This is a genomic window from Cellulomonas sp. Root485 (assembly GCF_001426705.1).
In the GTDB taxonomy this organism is placed as follows: domain Bacteria; phylum Actinomycetota; class Actinomycetes; order Actinomycetales; family Cellulomonadaceae; genus Cellulomonas.
This window is the reverse complement of the sequence record NZ_LMFC01000001.1, coordinates 1083042-1099587: the sequence shown is the minus strand read 5'-3', so window position 1 is coordinate 1099587 and position 16546 is coordinate 1083042. Positions and strand designations below refer to the sequence as shown.

Here is a 16546-nt window from a genome sequence, read left to right as displayed (position 1 = left end):
CGGTGCTGTGGTGTGAGGCTTCATGCGGTTTCCGGGCTCGCGACGCGTCCCGTCCACGGGTCGGTGCTCACCGTGCTGACGCGGGTCTCCACCGTAGTGCCCGCGGCGGCGGCGTCCTGCTCCAGGGCGTGGGCCGCGAGGGCGAGCCACGGCCACTCGGAGGCGAAGTGGGCGACGTCGACGAGGTAGGGCGTGGCTGAGCCCTCGTGGTCCGCGCGCTCGCGCAGCTCGGAGGTCGGGTGGTGGCGCAGGTCGGCCGTCACGTAGGCGTCTGCGCCCGAGGCGCGGACGGCGTCGAAGAACGAGTCGCCCGACCCACCGACCACCGCGACGCGCTCGACCCGACCGTCGGGATCGCCCGCGAACCGCACGCCCTGGACGGTCGCCGGCAGCGCGGCGGCGACGGTGGCCGCGAACGCGCGCAGCGTCGTCGGTCCCGCCAGCGTGCCGACGCGGCCGGTGCCGGTCGAGCCGGGCCACGGGGCGAGCTCGAGCACGTCGAAGGCCGGCTCCTCGTACGGGTGGGCGGTGCGCATGGCCGCGACGACCGACGAGCGCAGGCGGCGCGGGGCCACCATCTCGACGCGCGCCTCGACCACGTGCGACGCCTCGCCGGCCGAGCCGATGGTGGGCGACGCGGCGTCGGACGGGGTGAACGTGCCCTGGCCGGTCGACGTCCACGCGCAGCGCGTGTACTCGCCGATCGCTCCCGCGCCCGCGGCTGCGAGCGCGTCGACCAGGCGTTCGGCGTCCGCGACGGGGACGAACACCACGTGCTTGTCCAGGGCCTCGGCGGGTACGGGATCGAGAGGCACCGTGTCGACGAGGCCGAGCGCCGCGGCCAGGGCGTCGTTGACTCCCCCGGTCGCCGCGTCGGCGTTGGTGTGCGCGGTGTACAGGGCGGTGCCGGAGCGGACGAGCGTGTGCAGGAGGGCGCCCTTGAACGTCGTGGCCGCGATGGAGTGCACCGGCCGCAGGAGCAGCGGGTGGTGCGTCACCACGAGGTCGGCGCCCCAGGTTGTCGCCTCGTCGACGACGGTGGCCACGGGGTCGACGGCGAACAGGACGCGGCGGACGGGCTGGGTCGGGTCGCCGGTGACCAGGCCGACCGCGTCCCACGACTCGGCCGTGGACGGCGGGTAGCGGCGCTCGAGCAGCCGGACGACGTCCGCCAGGGCCGGTGAGGTCACGTGGCGCACGCTACCGGTCCGACGTCTCGACGCGGTCGCCGACCGTGACGACGCCGCCCCGCACCGGGACCATCTGGATGCCGAACCAGACCTCGCCGTCGCGCCGCCGGTGCCGGGCCAGCGACGCGAGGGGTTCCTTGCCCTTGGCCTGCGTGTCCGGGTCGATCGTGGTCAGGACGCACCGCCCGCAGTGGTCGGCGAACCTCAGCTCGACGTCCCCGACCACCAGCGTCGCCCAGCCGTCCTCGACGAAGGGCTCCAGGTCGCCGTCGACCACCAGGTTGGGCCGGAACCGTCGCATGTCGAGAGCGGTGCGGGGAGCGGGCGCCTCGTCGCCCTTCTCGACGGCGCGGGCGACCCGTTCGTCGTGCAGCTCGGCGGCCCACGCGTCGAGGCGGCGGAGCGACGCCGTCGAGGTCACGTGCACCGGTCCGGTGTCGGTGAGGGCGAGCGGGTCCGCGAGCGTCCCGCCGTGCTTCTCCGCCATCCCCCGGCGGGCCGGGTCGTCCAGCCAGACGAGGCTCGCGCGCTGCCCGAGGAGCTCCGAGACCCACGCGTCGGCCTCGTCGCCCGCACGCGTCGCGGTGTCGAGGCGCGTGAGCTGCACGGGAACGTCGGGCGGCCCCGCCGGTTCGGCCACGTCGAGCGTCGGCAGACCATCGGCTCGCAGGCGCACCCCGCCGTCGTACGACGTCGCCCGGGCGGCGAGCATGCGCGGGTGGCTGCGGGCGGTGAGCGTCGAGCCGTGCTCGTCGACGACCATCCAGCGGCGGTCGCCTCGCGGGCCTGCGATCTCGAGCTCCATCGACGTCATCGGGGCGCCGGCGAACGACTTCACCGGGAAGAGGGTGAGCGCCGAGACGACGAGGGCTGGCTCCGACATGGTCGGACCCTAACAATCGCTGCGTCCGGGTGGAGTCGCCCCCGCGCCGACGGGGCCGTCAGTCCTCAGTGACCAGCACCCGCCCGAGCGCACCCGCCTCGGCGTCGGCCATCGCGTGGGTCACGAAGGCGTAGGTGCCCGGCTCGGGGAACGTCAGCTCGACGAACCCGCCCTGGGCGGGCGCGAGGTCGAGCACCTGCGCGCCACCCGTGCCCGTCGAGCCGCCGTCCCTCAGCACCCAGTCGCCCTCACGGTAGACGGTGTCGAACTGGCCACCGACGACGTGGAACGCGCTCGACAGGTACGGCCCGGCGTCGAGGACCCAGAAGCGCACACGCTCACCCGCCTCGGCCTCCAGCGGTCGGTCGCGGTACTGGTTCGCGTACCCGTTGAACACGACGAGGTCGGGCGTCCGCGCGACCACCTTCGCCGCGTCGGCGACGTCCCCCTGCGCACCCAGGTAGAGCTCGGACTGCACGAGCACGTACTCGCGGTCCACGTCGGGCAGGCCGGGCGGGTCGATGATGACCGCGCCGAACATCCCGTTGGCGATGTGCAGCGACATCGGCATCGTCGAGCAGTGGTACATCCAGATCCCGGACCGCGTCGCCGTGAACTCGTACGTGAGCGACTCCCCCGGCTGGATCGTCCGCATCACGTCGTCGGGCGCGAGCGCGCCGGCGTGGAAGTCGATCGAGTGGCCGAGGGACCCGTCGTTGACGAGGGTGATCTCGAACCGGTCCCCGACGCGGCCGCGCAGCACCGGTCCCGGCGCCTGGCCGCCGAACGTCCACAGCCGCTGCGTCACGCCGGGTGCCACCTCGCGCACGACCTCCGACACCGTGAGCGTCACGCGATGCGTCGTGGAGCCGGGTTCGGCGGGGGCCACGGCAGCCTCGTGCGGGGTGAACGACGGCTCCGGGGTCGCCATCAGGTCGGGTCCGGCAGTGTGCTCAGGATGCTCCGCGTGCTCGGCAGCCGCGGTCGGCGCACCCGTCGCGACGATCGTCAGGGTCATCCCCATCTGGCGGTGACCGGCCACGGGGCACCACCCGTCGAGGTCGCCGCCGACGACACCCACGTCGACCGTGCCCTGCTCGCCGGGCGACAGACGGCCCGACCCGGCACCCGTCTCGACGACGAGCTCGTGGACGTCGTCGTCCTCGTTCGTCACCTCGAGCACGAGCGTGTCGCCCACCGGGACCTGCACGGTCGACGGGCTGAAGCGCATGTCGAGCGCGCGCACGGCGACGGTCGTGGTGCGCCCCGTCGCAACGGTCGGATCGGTCGGCGTGCTGGACCCGATGCCCGCGGCCGCGGGGTCGACGGCGACCCCCAGCGCGACGACCATCGCGAGCAGACCGGTCGCGACGACGGCTGCCCCGCTGCGCGACGAGCCGGTCGCGGACACCGGGACCCCCTCGTGGCGGAGTGCGGCGCGCACCGCGCGGCCGGCGAGTGCCAGGAACGCGACGAGCGCGCCGAGCACGACGAACGACGCGAGGACCCGCACGGCGCTGGGCACCGGTGCGGCGAACAGCACGAGGCCACCGTTGACCAGCACCACCCGCAGCAGTGCCTCGCGGTCGAGCTCTGCCGCGGTCCGTCGTGCGGTGGCCGGTCCGCCCCCGAGGACCACGGGCAGCAGGTACGAGAGGGAGCCGACGAGGATCTGCGCGGCGAACCCCACCGCGAAGGGAGCCACCAGGACGCGGAGGTCGTCGGCAGCCGCGACCCACCCCGGGGCGGCCACGACGAGGGCCCCGAACGCCACCGTGCACGCCACGAGCCACGCGACCGCGGCGGCGAGGGTCCAGGCGGCGTAGGTGCGCGGCGGCGACGTGCGCGCCTGGGCCACCATGACGCTGCCGCCGATCGCGGTGCCGAGGGCCACGACGACCGCGCCGAGCCCGACGAGCACCCGCCATCCGCTCGCTGCACCCGCGGTGACGAGCACCAGGCCGAGGAGCACGACGGGCAGCGCCCTGCGGCCCGCGCTCTCCTGCGCCGGCTCGATCCGGGCGTGCAGCACCGTCGGCCACAGGACCACGAGGGTGCCGAGCACGGTGAGCCCGACCCAGCCCAGGAGCGCGAGGGCGACGTGCCCGACGTACAACCGGGCGTGGACGACGTCGCTCACGTGCCCGCGCGCCATCAGGACGCCGCACGCGACCGCGACGGGCAGCACCAGCCCCGCCGCCACGTAGTACCGGACCGCGTGGCTGAACCTCGACGGGAGCGCGGCGCGCGACTGCACGACCATGATGCCCACCTGCGCGAGCGCGGCTGCGGCCACGAGCACCGCACCCGCGACGACGAGCCACCCGGTCGACCCGACGACGCCGATCACCACGGCAAGGGCGCCGACGGTGTGCACGGCGAGCCGCACGGTGAGCCCGAGGCGCCCGCCCCACGCAGGCCGGCGCAGGAGGGTGTCCGCGAAGTGCTGGCTCCAGACGAGGATCGCCGTGCTCACGGCGCCGAGCAGGAGCAGATGGACGAGCAGCCACGGGGCGGCCGGCACGGCCCGGTGGGCCAGCGCGAGCAGGGCTGCTGCCACGAGCCACGCGCCGACGAGCGCGTTCGCGCGCAGGTGCCAGGATGCGCGGCTCATCGCAGCGCCGCCTCTCGGACCAGCGGTTCGACCGGCACGGCGGCGACCGTCGGACGAGCCGGCGGCCCGGCGGCGACGCTCCACACCGCCACCCCGAGGAACGCGAGGACGGCCACGACGTTCGCGACACCGCCCACGCGGACGGCGGCCACGCTCCCCCACCCGTCCCCGACCACGAGCCGGAAGGCGAGCGAGACGTGCAGCAGGAGCAGCGGGGCGAGCATCACCGGCCGGTACGGCAGCGGCCGCCGCAGCACGGCGGGCAGGATCACGGGCGCGTGCGCCATGACCATCGACATGACGAAGCCGAGGAACACGGCGTGCAGCACGGCGTCGTAGGCGCGTCCGTCCGTCACCGCTCCGCCGAGCAGCCACACCCCTCCCGCGACGCCCAGCCACGCGAACCCCGCGAGCATCGCGAGGGCCATGAAACGCGGCAGTCCCGTGCTGCGGACCGTCCGGCGGGCCACGTCGTGACGCGCGAGGAGGACCGCCAGCGAGACGAGCGCCAGGCCGAGCACGGCACCCCCCGCTCGCGGGTGCAGCAGGGCCACGGCCGACCCCCCGAGGAGCGCGAGCCCGGCGCCGACGATCCCCGCGCGGACGGATGCCGGTGGCGCGGCGACACGCATGAGCTCGATGCGCTCGCCGACGACGGTGAGCACGAGGAACGCGACGAACCACGGCGTGACCACGGGCACCGGGACCCCCGCGAGGATCAGCAGAGCGGATCCCACCGCCGCGGCTGCCCCTGCGCCCTGGACGGCGATCGCCGGCGCCGGCTGCCGGCGCCACACGACGACGTAGGTCCCGACGAGCGCGACCGTCCCCGCGAGGTGCAGCGCGTGCCCGACGGCGAGAGGGGCGGTGCTCAGCAGCGCGAGCGAACCGGCCGCGAGCAGCAGCGGCGAGGAGAAGGCGAGGCGTCGGCGCACCGCGACGGCCCGCTCCAGCGCGACGAGGGTGCCGACGACACCGAGGACCATGAGCTGGCCGTGCACGTCGGCGAGCCGGTCGAGACGGATCGGTGCGGGCACGCCCAGGAGCAGCAGCGCACCGTCGAGCCCGGCCAGCATGGCGAGCCCGGCGGGCGCGAGCAGCACGAGCCGCAGCGGGGGACGGCCCGTGCCGCCAGGGTTTTGCACGGCTCCGACGCTAGTTATCCACGCCGTGCGTCGTCCCGGGACGAACGTCCTGCCGACGGGACCTCCGACCCATGACCACGGCACGGTCCCGACCGATACTTCTTCCATGTCCGTCCGCCGCACCCCGGCCGCACGCACGCTGGCGTCCGGCAGCCGCGTGGACCTGCTGCACCTGCTGCAGGACGGTGGCGAGCACACGATCGGCGAGCTCGCCGTGGCGACGGGGCTGCACGAGAACACCACGCGCGAGCACCTGCAGCGGCTGGTCTCCGACGGCTTCGCGCAGCGCCATCCCGAGCGGCGCACCGTGCGGGGGCGTCCGCGGATGGTCTACCGCGCGGTGTCGGCGGACGACCTGCGTACCGACCCGCGCGAGCAGGACCGGATCGAGGAGTCGATCGCGCGGGTCGCCCTGACCCGCATCCTGCTCGAGGGATACGGGCGCGAGGTCGCCTCGCCGACGGCCGCGGCACAGGCAGCCGGCCGGGCGATGATCGTCGACCAGGACCTGCCGCCCATCTCCCCGACGACGAGCACGGTGGGTGCCGACCGCCAGCTCGACGCGCTCGAGGGTCACCTGGAACGGCTCGGCTTCGACCCGGAGCTCGACCGCACGCAGCTGGCGTTCCACCTGTACCGGTGCCCGTTCCTCGACCTGGCGAAGGCACGGCCCGAGGTCGTGTGCAACGTGCACCTCGGCCTCGCGCAGGGTGTGCTCGACGCCGTGCCCGGGCCGGTCGCGGCCCGCGAGCTCCTGCCGTTCGTCGGGCCGGAGCACTGCGTCCTGCAGCTGCGTCGCGACGACGTGGAGAGCCCGGCCGAGCCCCTGTGAGCCGTTCGGATTTTCCACGGTCTTTTCCCGCGCACGGCCCCTGACACCGCGGACATGCTCGCCGTGAACCCGAGCTGCGGGCTCACGGAACGGATGACCGCGGGAGGTCCCGATGTCCAGCCTCACCCTGCGCGGGCCAGATCTGTCGCACTGGGACCCGGAGAACGAGTCCACCTGGGACCGACGGCTGGCGTGGCGCACGCTGTGGATCACGACGTACAACCTGACGCTGGCGTTCTGCGTCTGGTATCTCGTCAGCGCGATCGCGCCGCGGCTCAACGACATCGGGTACGACCTGACGACGGGTCAGCTCTACTGGCTCGCGGCGATCCCGGGGCTCTCGGCCGGGCTCGCGCGGCTCGTCTACATGTTCCTGCCGCCGGTCGTCGGGACGCGCACCCTGGTCGGTGGCTCGGCGACGCTGCTCCTGCTGCCGATGGTGGGCTGGGTGCTCGCCGTGCGGGACCCGGGCACGCCGTACGCGATGCTGCTGCTCCTGGCGGCAGCGTCGGGCATCGGCGGCGGTGCGTTCGCGGGGTTCATGCCGTCGACCAGCTACTTCTTCCCGCGCCGCATGGCGGGCACCGCGCTGGGCCTGCAGGCCGGCATCGGCAACTTCGGGGTCAGCCTCATCCAGCTGCTCGTGCCGTGGGTCGTGGGCTTCGGCCTGCTCGGGACCGCGGCGCTCACCCCGCAGCAGCGTGCCGACGGCTCCTCGATCTGGCTGCACAACGCCGGTCTGGTGCTCATCCCGTGGGTGCTGCTCGGCATGGTCCTCGCGGCGGTCTGGCTGCGCCGCGTCCCGGTCACGGCGAACTTCCGGCAGCAGCTCGACATCTTCGGTGAGAAGCACACCTGGTACATGACGGCCGTCTACCTCATGACGTTCGGCGCCTTCTCCGGCTTCGCGGCCCAGCTCGGCCTGCTCATCAAGAACATGTACGAGGGCATGGAGGGCGCGCCCGACCCGCTGAAGTACGTCTTCCTGGGCCCGCTGCTGGGCTCGATCACCCGGGCGGCCTGGGGTCCGCTGTGCGACCGGTTCGGCGGTGCGGTGTGGTCGCTCGTGGCCGGCATCGGCATGACGGCCGCGACGGTGTTCACCGCCTGCTTCCTGGCACCGACCGACACCAGCACGTTCGGCCTGTTCCTCGGCGGCATGCTCACGATCTTCACGTTCGCCGGTATCGGGAACGCCGGCACGTTCAAGCAGATGCCCATGATCTTCGAGCGCCGCCGCGCGGGCGGCGTCATCGGGTTCACCTCGGCCATCGCCGCGTTCGGTCCGTTCCTCGTCGGCGTCGGGCTCTCGCTCGTCGCACCCCAGGCGTTCTTCATCGGGGCCGCCGTGTACTTCGCGCTCTGCACCGTCCTGGTGTGGCGCCAGTACGCCCGCCCCGGCGCACCCCGCCCCAGCTGAAGGAGGCCGTCGTGACCGCACGCACCGACAAGCCCGGCACCGACAACGCGGCCGTCGACGCGCTCCTGGCCCTCGGGTCCCGCCTGCGGCCGGGCACGATGTCGCCGGACAAGCGTGCGCTGTTCCTGGAGGGCGGTCGCGAGGGCGACGCGTTCTACCGGGACCGCTGGAGCCACGACAAGGTGGTCCGTTCGACGCACGGCGTGAACTGCACGGGGTCGTGCTCGTGGAAGGTGTACGTCAAGGACGGGATCATCACCTGGGAGACCCAGCAGACCGACTACCCCTCGGTCGGTCCCGACTCCCCCGAGTACGAGCCCCGCGGCTGCCCGCGTGGGGCTGCCTTCTCCTGGTACACGTACTCACCCACGCGCGTGCGCTACCCGTACGTACGCGGTGCGCTGCTCCGGGCGTACCGGGCCGCCAAGCAGCGCACGGGCGACCCGGTGCTCGCCTGGGCCGAGGTCACCGGCGACCCCGAGACGGCACGCTCGTACAAGTCGGCGCGCGGCAAGGGCGGGCTGATCCGCGCCACCTGGGACGAGGCCTCGGAGATCGTCGCGGCCGCGCACGTGCACACCATCAAGACGTACGGCCCGGACCGCGTCGCAGGGTTCTCCCCGATCCCCGCGATGTCGATGGTGTCGCACGGCTCGGGTGCGCGGTTCGTCTCGATGCTCGGCGGCACGATGCTGTCGTTCTACGACTGGTACGCGGACCTGCCCGTCGCGTCGCCGCAGGTGTTCGGCGACCAGACGGACGTCCCGGAGTCCGCCGACTGGTGGAACGCGAGCTACCTGATGATGTGGGGCTCGAACGTGCCGGTCACGCGCACGCCCGACGCGCACTTCATGACCGAGGCGCGCTACCGCGGCCAGAAGGTCGTCACGGTCTCCCCCGACTACGCCGACAACACGAAGTTCGCCGACGAGTGGCTCGCTCCGCACCCGGGCACCGACGGCGCGCTGGCCACCGCGATGGGGCACGTGATCCTGCGGGAGTTCCTCGTCGAGCGGCGCACCGCACGGTTCGCCGAGTACATGTCGACGTACACCGACGCGACGCACCTGATCACGCTGCGGCAGCGCGGCGACGCGTGGGTGCCCGACAAGTTCCTCACGGCCGACCAGGTCGACGGGCCGGTCGCCGGACCCGACGGCGTCCCGCGCGACACCCACGGCAGGGACGCCGCGTTCATGACCGTCGTGCTCGACGCCGACGGCTCCCCGCGCGTGCCGAACGGGACCCTCGGGCACCGGTTCGACGCGGCGCAGGCCGGCTCCTGGAACCTGGACCTGGGCACGATCCGGCCGGTGATGTCCGTGGCGGACCTCGACACCCACGACGGAACGGCCGTCGCCGTGGACCTGCCGCGGTTCGACGTGGCGCCCGAAGGACCGGGCGGCGAGCACACCGGCGGTGCAGGCGTGGTGCGCCGCGGCGTGCCCGTGACCCGCATCGGCGACGCGCTGGTCACGACGGTGTTCGACCTCCTGCTCGCCCAGTACGGGGTCGGCCGCGTCGGTCTGCCCGGCACCTGGCCGACCGGCTACGACGACCCGAGCACGCCCGGGACGCCGGCCTGGCAGGAGGAGATCACCGGCGTGCCCGCCGCGGCGGCCGAGCGCATCGGGCGCGAGTTCGCGGAGAACGCCGAGGCGTCGGGCGGCCGCTCGATGATCCTCATGGGCGCGGGCACCAACCACTGGTTCCACTCCGACACGATCTACCGCACGTTCCTCGCGCTCGTCACGATGACCGGCTGCCAGGGCGTCAACGGCGGCGGCTGGGCGCACTACGTGGGCCAGGAGAAGTGCCGGCCCGTCACCGGCTGGGCGCAGTACGCGTTCGGCCTCGACTGGGTCCGACCGCCACGGCAGATGATCGGCACCGCGTTCTGGTACCTGGCCACGGACCAGTGGCGCTACGACGGGCTGCCCGCCGACGCGCTCGCATCGCCGCTGGCCGAGGGCCTGTTCGCGGGCAGGACCACCGCCGACTGCCTGGTCGAGTCCGCGAAGCGCGGGTGGATGCCCAGCTATCCGACGTTCAACCGCAACCCGCTCGAGCTGATCGACGAGGCTCGCGCCGCGGGCAAGGACCCGGCGGCGCACGTCGTCGACGAGCTCCGCGAGGGCCGGCTGAAGTTCGCCGTCGAGGACCCTGACGACCCGGTGAACTTCCCTCGGGTGCTGACGGTCTGGCGGGCCAACATCCTCGGGTCGTCGGGCAAGGGGAACGAGTACTTCCTGCGCCACCTGCTCGGCACCGACTCGGCCGTCATGGCCGAGGAGTCGGGCCCGGACCGTCGCCCGAACACGATGACCTGGCACGACGAGGCGCCGCGCGGCAAGCTCGACCTGCTCGTCACCAGCGACTTCCGCATGACGTCGACGACCCTGTTCTCCGACGTGGTGCTGCCTGCCGCCACCTGGTACGAGAAGCACGACCTGTCCACGACGGACATGCATCCGTTCGTGCACTCGTTCAACCCGGCCATCGCCCCGCCGTGGCAGACCCGCACGGACTTCGACATCTTCGTCACGCTCGCGAAGGCGGTCTCGAAGCTCTCGGTCGGGCACCTCGGCAAGCGCGAGGACCTCGTCGCCGTGCCGCTCCTGCACGACACCCCGGACGAGATGACCACCCCGCACGGCACCGTCAGGGACGTCGAGGACCTGGTCCCCGGCGTGACGATGCCCAGGCTCGTGGTCGTCGAGCGGGACTACCCCGCGCTGGCCGACCGCCTCACGTCGCTCGGCCCGCTGACCGCGACGGCCGGCATGGTGACCAAGGGCGTGAAGTTCATGCCGGACACCGAGGTCGCCGAGCTCGGCCGGCTCAACGGGGTCGTCACCGACGGCCCTGCCGCGGGCCGGCCCCGGCTCGCGACCGCCCAGCACGTCTGCGAGACGATCCTCGCGCTCTCGGGCACGACCAACGGTCGCCTCGCGGTGCAGGGTTTCGAGGACGTCGAGAAGCAGTCGGGCACCGAGCTCGCGTGGCTCGCCCGCGAGCACGAGGGCAAGCGGATCACGTTCCCCGACGTGCAGGCGCGTCCCGTGCCCGTGATCACCTCGCCCGAGTGGTCCGGCTCGGAGCACGGCGGCCGTCGGTACACCGCGTTCGCGATCAACGTCGAGCAGCTCAAGCCGTGGCACACCCTCACGGGCCGGCAGCACTTCTTCCTCGACCACGACTGGATGAGCGAGCTCGGCGAGAACCTGCCCGTCTACCGGCCGCCACTGGACCTGGGCCGGTTGTTCGGTGACAAGCGCCTCGGCTCGACGGACCCCTCGGGAGCACCGGGGTCCGAGGGCCACGCCGAGGTGACGGTGCGCTACCTGACCCCGCACTCCAAGTGGTCGATCCACTCCGAGTACCAGGACAACCTCTTCATGCTCTCGCTGTCCCGCGGCGGTCCGACCATCTGGATGTCCCCGCAGGACGCCACGACGATCGGTGTCCGCGACAACGAGTGGATCGAGGCCTACAACCGCAACGGCGTCGTCGTCGCCCGCGCGATCGTCAGCCACCGGATGCCCGCGGGCACGGTCTTCATGTACCACGCCAAGGACCGCACCGTGGATGTCCCCCGGTCCGAGACCTCCGGCCTGCGTGGCGGCATCCACAACTCGCTGACCCGCGTCCTGCTCAAGCCGTCGCACCTGATCGGCGGGTACGCGCAGCTGTCGTTCGCGTTCAACTACCTCGGCCCCACGGGCAACCAGCGCGACGAGGTCACCACGATCCGCCGTCGCTCGCAGGACGTGACGTACTGATGGGGAGCATCGCATGAAGGTCATGGCGCAGATGGCGATGGTGATGAACCTCGACAAGTGCATCGGGTGCCACACCTGCTCGGTCACGTGCAAGCAGGCGTGGACCAACCGCACGGGCGTCGAGTACGTCTGGTTCAACAACGTCGAGACCCGGCCCGGCGTCGGCTACCCGCGCGGGTACGAGGACCAGGAGAAGTGGGGCGGCGGCTGGGTCCGGAACAAGCGCGGGCGCCTCAAGCTCCGGTCGGGCGGCCGGTTCACCAAGCTCGCACACATCTTCTCGAACCCCCGGCTGCCGGAGATCCAGGACTACTACGAGCCGTGGACCTACGAGTACGACACCCTGCTCTCGGCGCCGCAGGGCGAGCACACCCCCGTCGCGCGTCCCATGTCGCTGCTCACGGGCAAGGCGATGCAGATCCACTGGTCGGCGAACTGGGACGACAACCTCGGCGGGTCGATGGAGACCATGCAGGACGACCCGGTCCTGAAGCAGATGAGCGAGAGCGTCACGGCCGAGCTCGAGCAGGCGTTCATGTTCTACCTGCCGCGCATCTGCGAGCACTGCCTGAACCCGTCCTGCGTCGCGTCGTGCCCGTCGGGCGCGATGTACAAGCGGGCCGAGGACGGCATCGTGCTCGTCGACCAGGACCAGTGCCGCGGCTGGCGCATGTGCGTGTCCGGCTGCCCGTACAAGAAGGTCTACTTCAACCACAAGACCGGCAAGGCCGAGAAGTGCACGATGTGCTACCCGCGTCTCGAGGTGGGGCTGCCGACCGTCTGCTCGGAGACGTGCGTCGGCCGCCTGCGCTACCTCGGGCTGGTGCTGTACGACGCCGACCGCGTCCTGGAGGCCGCCTCGGTGGAGGACCCCGCCGAGCTGCTGGCCGCCCAGCGGTCCGTGCTGCTGGACCCGCACGACCCCGAGGTCATCGCCGGTGCCGAGCGCGAGGGCATCCCTCGCGACTGGATCGACGCCGCCCAGCGCTCCCCCATCTGGTCCCTGATCAGCACCTACGAGGTGGCGCTGCCGCTGCACCCGGAGTACCGGACCATGCCGATGGTCTGGTACATCCCGCCGCTGTCGCCGGTGGTCGACGTCGTCACGGGGTCGGGCAACGACGGCGAGGACGCCCGGACGCTGTTCGCCGCCATCGACCGGCTCCGGATCCCCGTGGAGTACCTGGCCGGCCTGTTCACGGCGGGCGAGACGGCGCCGGTCACGGCCGTGCTCCAGCGCCTCGCCGCGATGCGCGCGCACATGCGCAACGTGAACCTGGGGACCGAGCAGGACCCCCGCATCGCCGCGTCGGTCGGCATGACCGCCGCACAGATCGAGGGCATGTATCGCCTGCTCGCCATCGCGAAGTACGAGGACCGCTACGTGATCCCCGCCGCGCACGCCGAGAGCGCCGCCGCCCTCGAGGAGACCGCGACGGGCTGCTCGCTCGACGTCGACGGCGGCCCCGGCATGGGCGGCGGCGGGCGGTTCGGCTCGTCGTCGGGACGCCCGGTGCGTGCCGCCGTCGAGACGTTCCACGCGCTGCGCAACCGGCAGACCGCGGACAAGGCCGCGGGGCCGTCGCAGCCCACGCGCGTCAACCTGCTGAACTGGGACGGCAACGGGGCCCCACCCGGGCTGTTCCCGCCGGAGCCCGGCCACGACGGCTACGGCGACGGACCGGAGGCCGGCGCATGAGGCGCCGAGCGGGCGCGGGCCGCGCGCCGTCTCTGCCGTTCCTCGACCCCGTCGACGCGCACCCGCGGCAGCGCGTGATCGCGCACCTGGCGGCGTCGCTGCTGCTCGAGTACCCGACGGCGGAGCTGCGCGAGCGGCACGGGCTGCTGCGCGACACGACCGGGATCCTGTCCGACGACGTCGCGGCGGCGTTCGCGCGGTACCTCGACGCGGTCGAGCCGCACGACCTCGACACCCAGCAGGCGCACTACGTGGAGACGTTCGACCTGCGCCGTCGGTGCGCGCTCTACCTGACGTACTACGCGGCGGGTGACACGCGGCGCCGCGGCATGGCGCTCGTGACGTTCGTCGAGGCCTACCGCGCGTGCGGCTGGGAGCCGCCGGACGACGAGCTGCCCGACCACCTGCCGACCGTCCTCGAGCTGTCGGGGCGTGAGCCGGGACCGGTCGCCGACACCCTGCTGGGCACCCACCGTGCCGGGATCGAGCTCCTGCGCTCCGCCCTGCACCACGCGGGCACCCCGTACGCGCACCTGCTCGACGCGGTGTGCCTCACGCTGCCCCCGATCGACGACGCCACCGCGGCGCGGTTCGCCGACCTGGTCGCGAGCGGCCCGCCGTCGGAGACCGTCGGCCTGTCCGCACCGCTGCTCCCGTTCCCCACCGTCCGTTCGGAGGTACCGGCATGACGACGCGCGACATCCTGCTGTGGGTGGTGCTCCCGTACGTCGCCGGGGCCGTGTTCGTCGTCGGCCACCTGTGGCGGTACCGGTACGACCGTTTCGGCTGGACCACCCGCTCGTCGCAGGTCTACGAGTCGCGCCTGCTGCGGGCCGGGTCGCCGATGTTCCACATCGGGATCCTCATGGTGATCGGCGGGCACGTCGTCGGTCTGCTGATCCCCCGGACGTGGCTCGAGGCCGTCGGCGTCACGGAGCACGCGTACCACCTGGTCGCCACCTGGGCCGGCACCATCGCCGCGGTGCTCACGCTCGCCGGGCTCGCGATCCTCGTCTACCGCCGCCGGACCGTCGGACCCGTCTTCCTGGCCACGACCCGCATGGACAAGCTCATGTACGTGGTACTCGGCGCGACCCTGGCGTTCGGCACCGCCGCCACCGTCATGTTCCAGGTGCTCGGCGACGCCTACGACTACCGCGGCTCGGTGTCGCCGTGGGTGCGCGGGCTGCTGACGTTCCAGCCCGACCCCGCCCTGATGGCCGACGTGCCCGTGGCGTTCCAGCTGCACATCCTGTGCGCCCTCGCGCTGTTCGGCCTCTGGCCGTTCACGCGGCTGGTGCACGTGTTCTCCGCGCCGCTCGGCTACGTCACGCGGCCCTACATCGTCTACCGGACCCGCGACGACGACCGCCTGGGCAACCGCGCCCCACGACGCGGCTGGGAGCGCGTCGAGCGCCCCGGCGCACCCCGCTGACCCGCATCACCCACCCCGAGGAGAGACCATGACCGCCGAGCACGTCGAGATCCTGCCCACCGCCCCCGAGCCCGCCGGCCACTCCTGCGGCTGCGGCGGCCACGACGAGGCCGACCCGGTGCTCGACGTCCGCCCGATCCCGCACGCCATCCGGCACGCGACCGTCTTCGGCGCGTTCGAGGCGATCCCGCCCGGCGGGTCGCTCGTCCTCGTCGCCCCGCACCTGCCCCGCCCGCTCATCGCGCAGCTGCGCGAGCGCGCCGTAATCGACGTCGAGGTGCTGGTGGACGGTCCGGACGCCTGGCACGTCCGCCTGACCCGCCTGGGGTGACGTCACCGAGCCCAGCGTCGCCGTCGCAGTGCCGCGGCGGCGACGCTGTGGTGTGGGCCCGGCCGGTTTCGAACCGGCGACCTCCGCGGTGTAAGCGCGGCGCTCTGACCAGCTGAGCTACAGGCCCCAGAGCCGCCCGGTGCGCGGGCGGCTCGACGGTCGCCAAGGATACCGGCGCGGGCCGTCGTCAGGCGGCGAGGTCCGCCAGCGCCGCGCGGTAGGACCCGAAGTCGCGAGCCCGCCCGGGAGGGTTGACCAGGCTCCAGCGCAGCACACCCTCGGCGTCGACCAGGAAGCTGCCGCGCACCGCGAAGCCCCGGGTGTCGTCGAAGACGCCGTACGCGCGTGCCACCTCGCCGTGCGGCCAGAAGTCGGAGAGCAGGTCGAACCCGAAGCCCTCCTGGGCCGCCCACGCGCGCAGCGAGTGGCCCGGGTCGCACGACACGACCAGGACGTGGACGCCGGCCTCCTCGAACTCCTTGATGTTGTCCCGCAGCTCGCACAGCTCACCGGTGCACGTACCGGAGAACGCGAACGGGACGAAGACGATCACCACGGGGCCGCCCCCCAGCCCGCTGAGGGTCACGGGCGTGCCGTGGGTGTCGGGGAGCGAGAACTCCGGGGCGGGTGCGCCGATCGGGGGCGTGGTGCGGGCGGTGGAGTCCATGGCGCGGACTGTAACAACGACCGTCGAGCCGTGCGATCCGTGGGCCGGCGACGGTCAGCGGCCGCGGCCGCGCGCGCCGAGCCGGGTGGCGGACCAGTCGGGTGCGATCGAGAAGGTGCTCATGGCGTGCAGCCCGGAGGTCGTCGCCGCCTCCTCGATGTCGCTGTGGGACACGTGCCCGGGACGGCCGGCCTTGGGCGTGAGGACCCAGATGGGGCCGCCGTCGTCCAGCACGGTCATGGCGTCGACGAGCGCGTCGGTGAGGTCACCGTCGCCGTCGCGGAACCAGATGACGGCGCCGTCGGTGACATCGTCGTACTCCTCGTCGACCAGCTCCGTGCCGGTGACGGTCTCCAGGCTGGCGCGCAGCTCGTCGTCCACGTCGTCGTCGTAGCCGAACTCCTGGACCACCTGGCCCGAGGTGAAGCCCAAGCGGGCGGCCGTCTGCGACGCGCCTTCGTCCGCGGTGGATGACACGTCCGGACCGCTCCCTCCGTCTCGGCGACCCCGTCCGGGAGCGCCTGATCATTGCCGCACACGCTAGCCCA

Annotated in this window: 13 protein-coding genes and 1 tRNA gene; 7 read left to right on the top strand and 7 right to left on the bottom strand. The window is 72.9% G+C overall.

The genetic code is table 11. The features are described from left to right. Window positions 1-20: 20 nt before the first annotated feature. From ASD16_RS05045 to ASD16_RS05030, 4 genes are read right to left on the bottom strand one after another with little or no spacing between them, the layout of a single operon-like run. Window positions 21-1190 (bottom strand): Nif3-like dinuclear metal center hexameric protein, encoded by a 1170-nt coding sequence (locus ASD16_RS05045; protein ID WP_055915730.1) that lies wholly within the window; start codon window positions 1188-1190, stop codon window positions 21-23. A gap of 10 nt (window positions 1191-1200) precedes the next feature. After that, entirely contained in the window at window positions 1201-2073 is an 873-nt protein-coding gene (locus tag ASD16_RS05040) for an MOSC domain-containing protein (protein WP_055913637.1), read from the bottom strand. Between the two features lie 58 nt (window positions 2074-2131). Further along, a complete protein-coding gene (locus ASD16_RS05035; protein ID WP_055915728.1) occupies window positions 2132-4687 on the bottom strand; it encodes a multicopper oxidase domain-containing protein in 2556 nt (851 codons plus the stop codon). Continuing rightward, a complete protein-coding gene (locus tag ASD16_RS05030) occupies window positions 4684-5832 on the bottom strand; it encodes a hypothetical protein (RefSeq protein ID WP_200942842.1) in 1149 nt (382 codons plus the stop codon). The genes ASD16_RS05035 and ASD16_RS05030 overlap by 4 nt, the downstream gene beginning before the upstream one ends. Window positions 5833-5938: 106 nt before the next feature. On the opposite strand from ASD16_RS05030, the gene ASD16_RS05025 reads away from it, so the two are divergent. The 7 genes from ASD16_RS05025 (at window position 5939) to ASD16_RS04995 (ending at window position 15331) form a co-directional block, all read left to right on the top strand. Further along, the gene (locus ASD16_RS05025; RefSeq protein WP_055913634.1) at window positions 5939-6664 is read left to right on the top strand and encodes a metalloregulator ArsR/SmtB family transcription factor; all 726 of its coding nucleotides are present in this window, start codon (window positions 5939-5941) and stop codon (window positions 6662-6664) included. Between the two features lie 112 nt (window positions 6665-6776). Then, window positions 6777-8084 (top strand): MFS transporter, encoded by a 1308-nt coding sequence (locus ASD16_RS05020; RefSeq protein WP_055913631.1) that lies wholly within the window; start codon window positions 6777-6779, stop codon window positions 8082-8084. Window positions 8085-8095: 11 nt separating this feature from the next. Beyond that, window positions 8096-11866 carry a nitrate reductase subunit alpha gene (locus ASD16_RS05015; RefSeq protein ID WP_055915724.1) on the top strand — a complete coding sequence of 1257 codons (3771 nt, stop codon included), beginning with the start codon at window positions 8096-8098 and terminating at the stop codon, window positions 11864-11866. A 13-nt stretch (window positions 11867-11879) separates the two neighbouring features. Further along, window positions 11880-13565 (top strand): nitrate reductase subunit beta, encoded by a 1686-nt coding sequence (gene narH / locus ASD16_RS05010; RefSeq protein WP_055913628.1) that lies wholly within the window; start codon window positions 11880-11882, stop codon window positions 13563-13565. Then, entirely contained in the window at window positions 13562-14254 is a 693-nt protein-coding gene (gene narJ, locus ASD16_RS05005; RefSeq protein WP_055913622.1) for a nitrate reductase molybdenum cofactor assembly chaperone, read from the top strand. The genes narH and narJ overlap by 4 nt, the downstream gene beginning before the upstream one ends. Further along, window positions 14251-15000 carry a respiratory nitrate reductase subunit gamma gene (gene narI / locus ASD16_RS05000; protein ID WP_055913619.1) on the top strand — a complete coding sequence of 250 codons (750 nt, stop codon included), beginning with the start codon at window positions 14251-14253 and terminating at the stop codon, window positions 14998-15000. Before narJ ends, narI begins: the two co-directional genes overlap by 4 nt. 28 nt (window positions 15001-15028) lie before the next feature. Next, window positions 15029-15331, top strand: a complete 303-nt coding sequence (locus ASD16_RS04995; RefSeq protein WP_055913616.1) for a DUF2249 domain-containing protein — start codon at window positions 15029-15031, stop codon at window positions 15329-15331. A 53-nt stretch (window positions 15332-15384) separates the two neighbouring features. Here the strand turns inward: ASD16_RS04995 and ASD16_RS04990 are convergent. The 3 genes from ASD16_RS04990 to ASD16_RS04980 all read right to left on the bottom strand — a co-directional run bounded on the left by ASD16_RS04990 (window position 15385) and on the right by ASD16_RS04980 (window position 16475). Next, window positions 15385-15458 (bottom strand) — tRNA-Val (locus ASD16_RS04990). A 60-nt stretch (window positions 15459-15518) separates the two neighbouring features. Further along, complete coding sequence (locus tag ASD16_RS04985) at window positions 15519-15998, bottom strand: peroxiredoxin (RefSeq protein WP_055913613.1); 480 nt, start codon at window positions 15996-15998, stop codon at window positions 15519-15521. 54 nt (window positions 15999-16052) lie between these two features. After that, a complete protein-coding gene (locus tag ASD16_RS04980; RefSeq protein ID WP_055913610.1) occupies window positions 16053-16475 on the bottom strand; it encodes a DUF3052 domain-containing protein in 423 nt (140 codons plus the stop codon). Window positions 16476-16546: the final 71 nt, after the last annotated feature.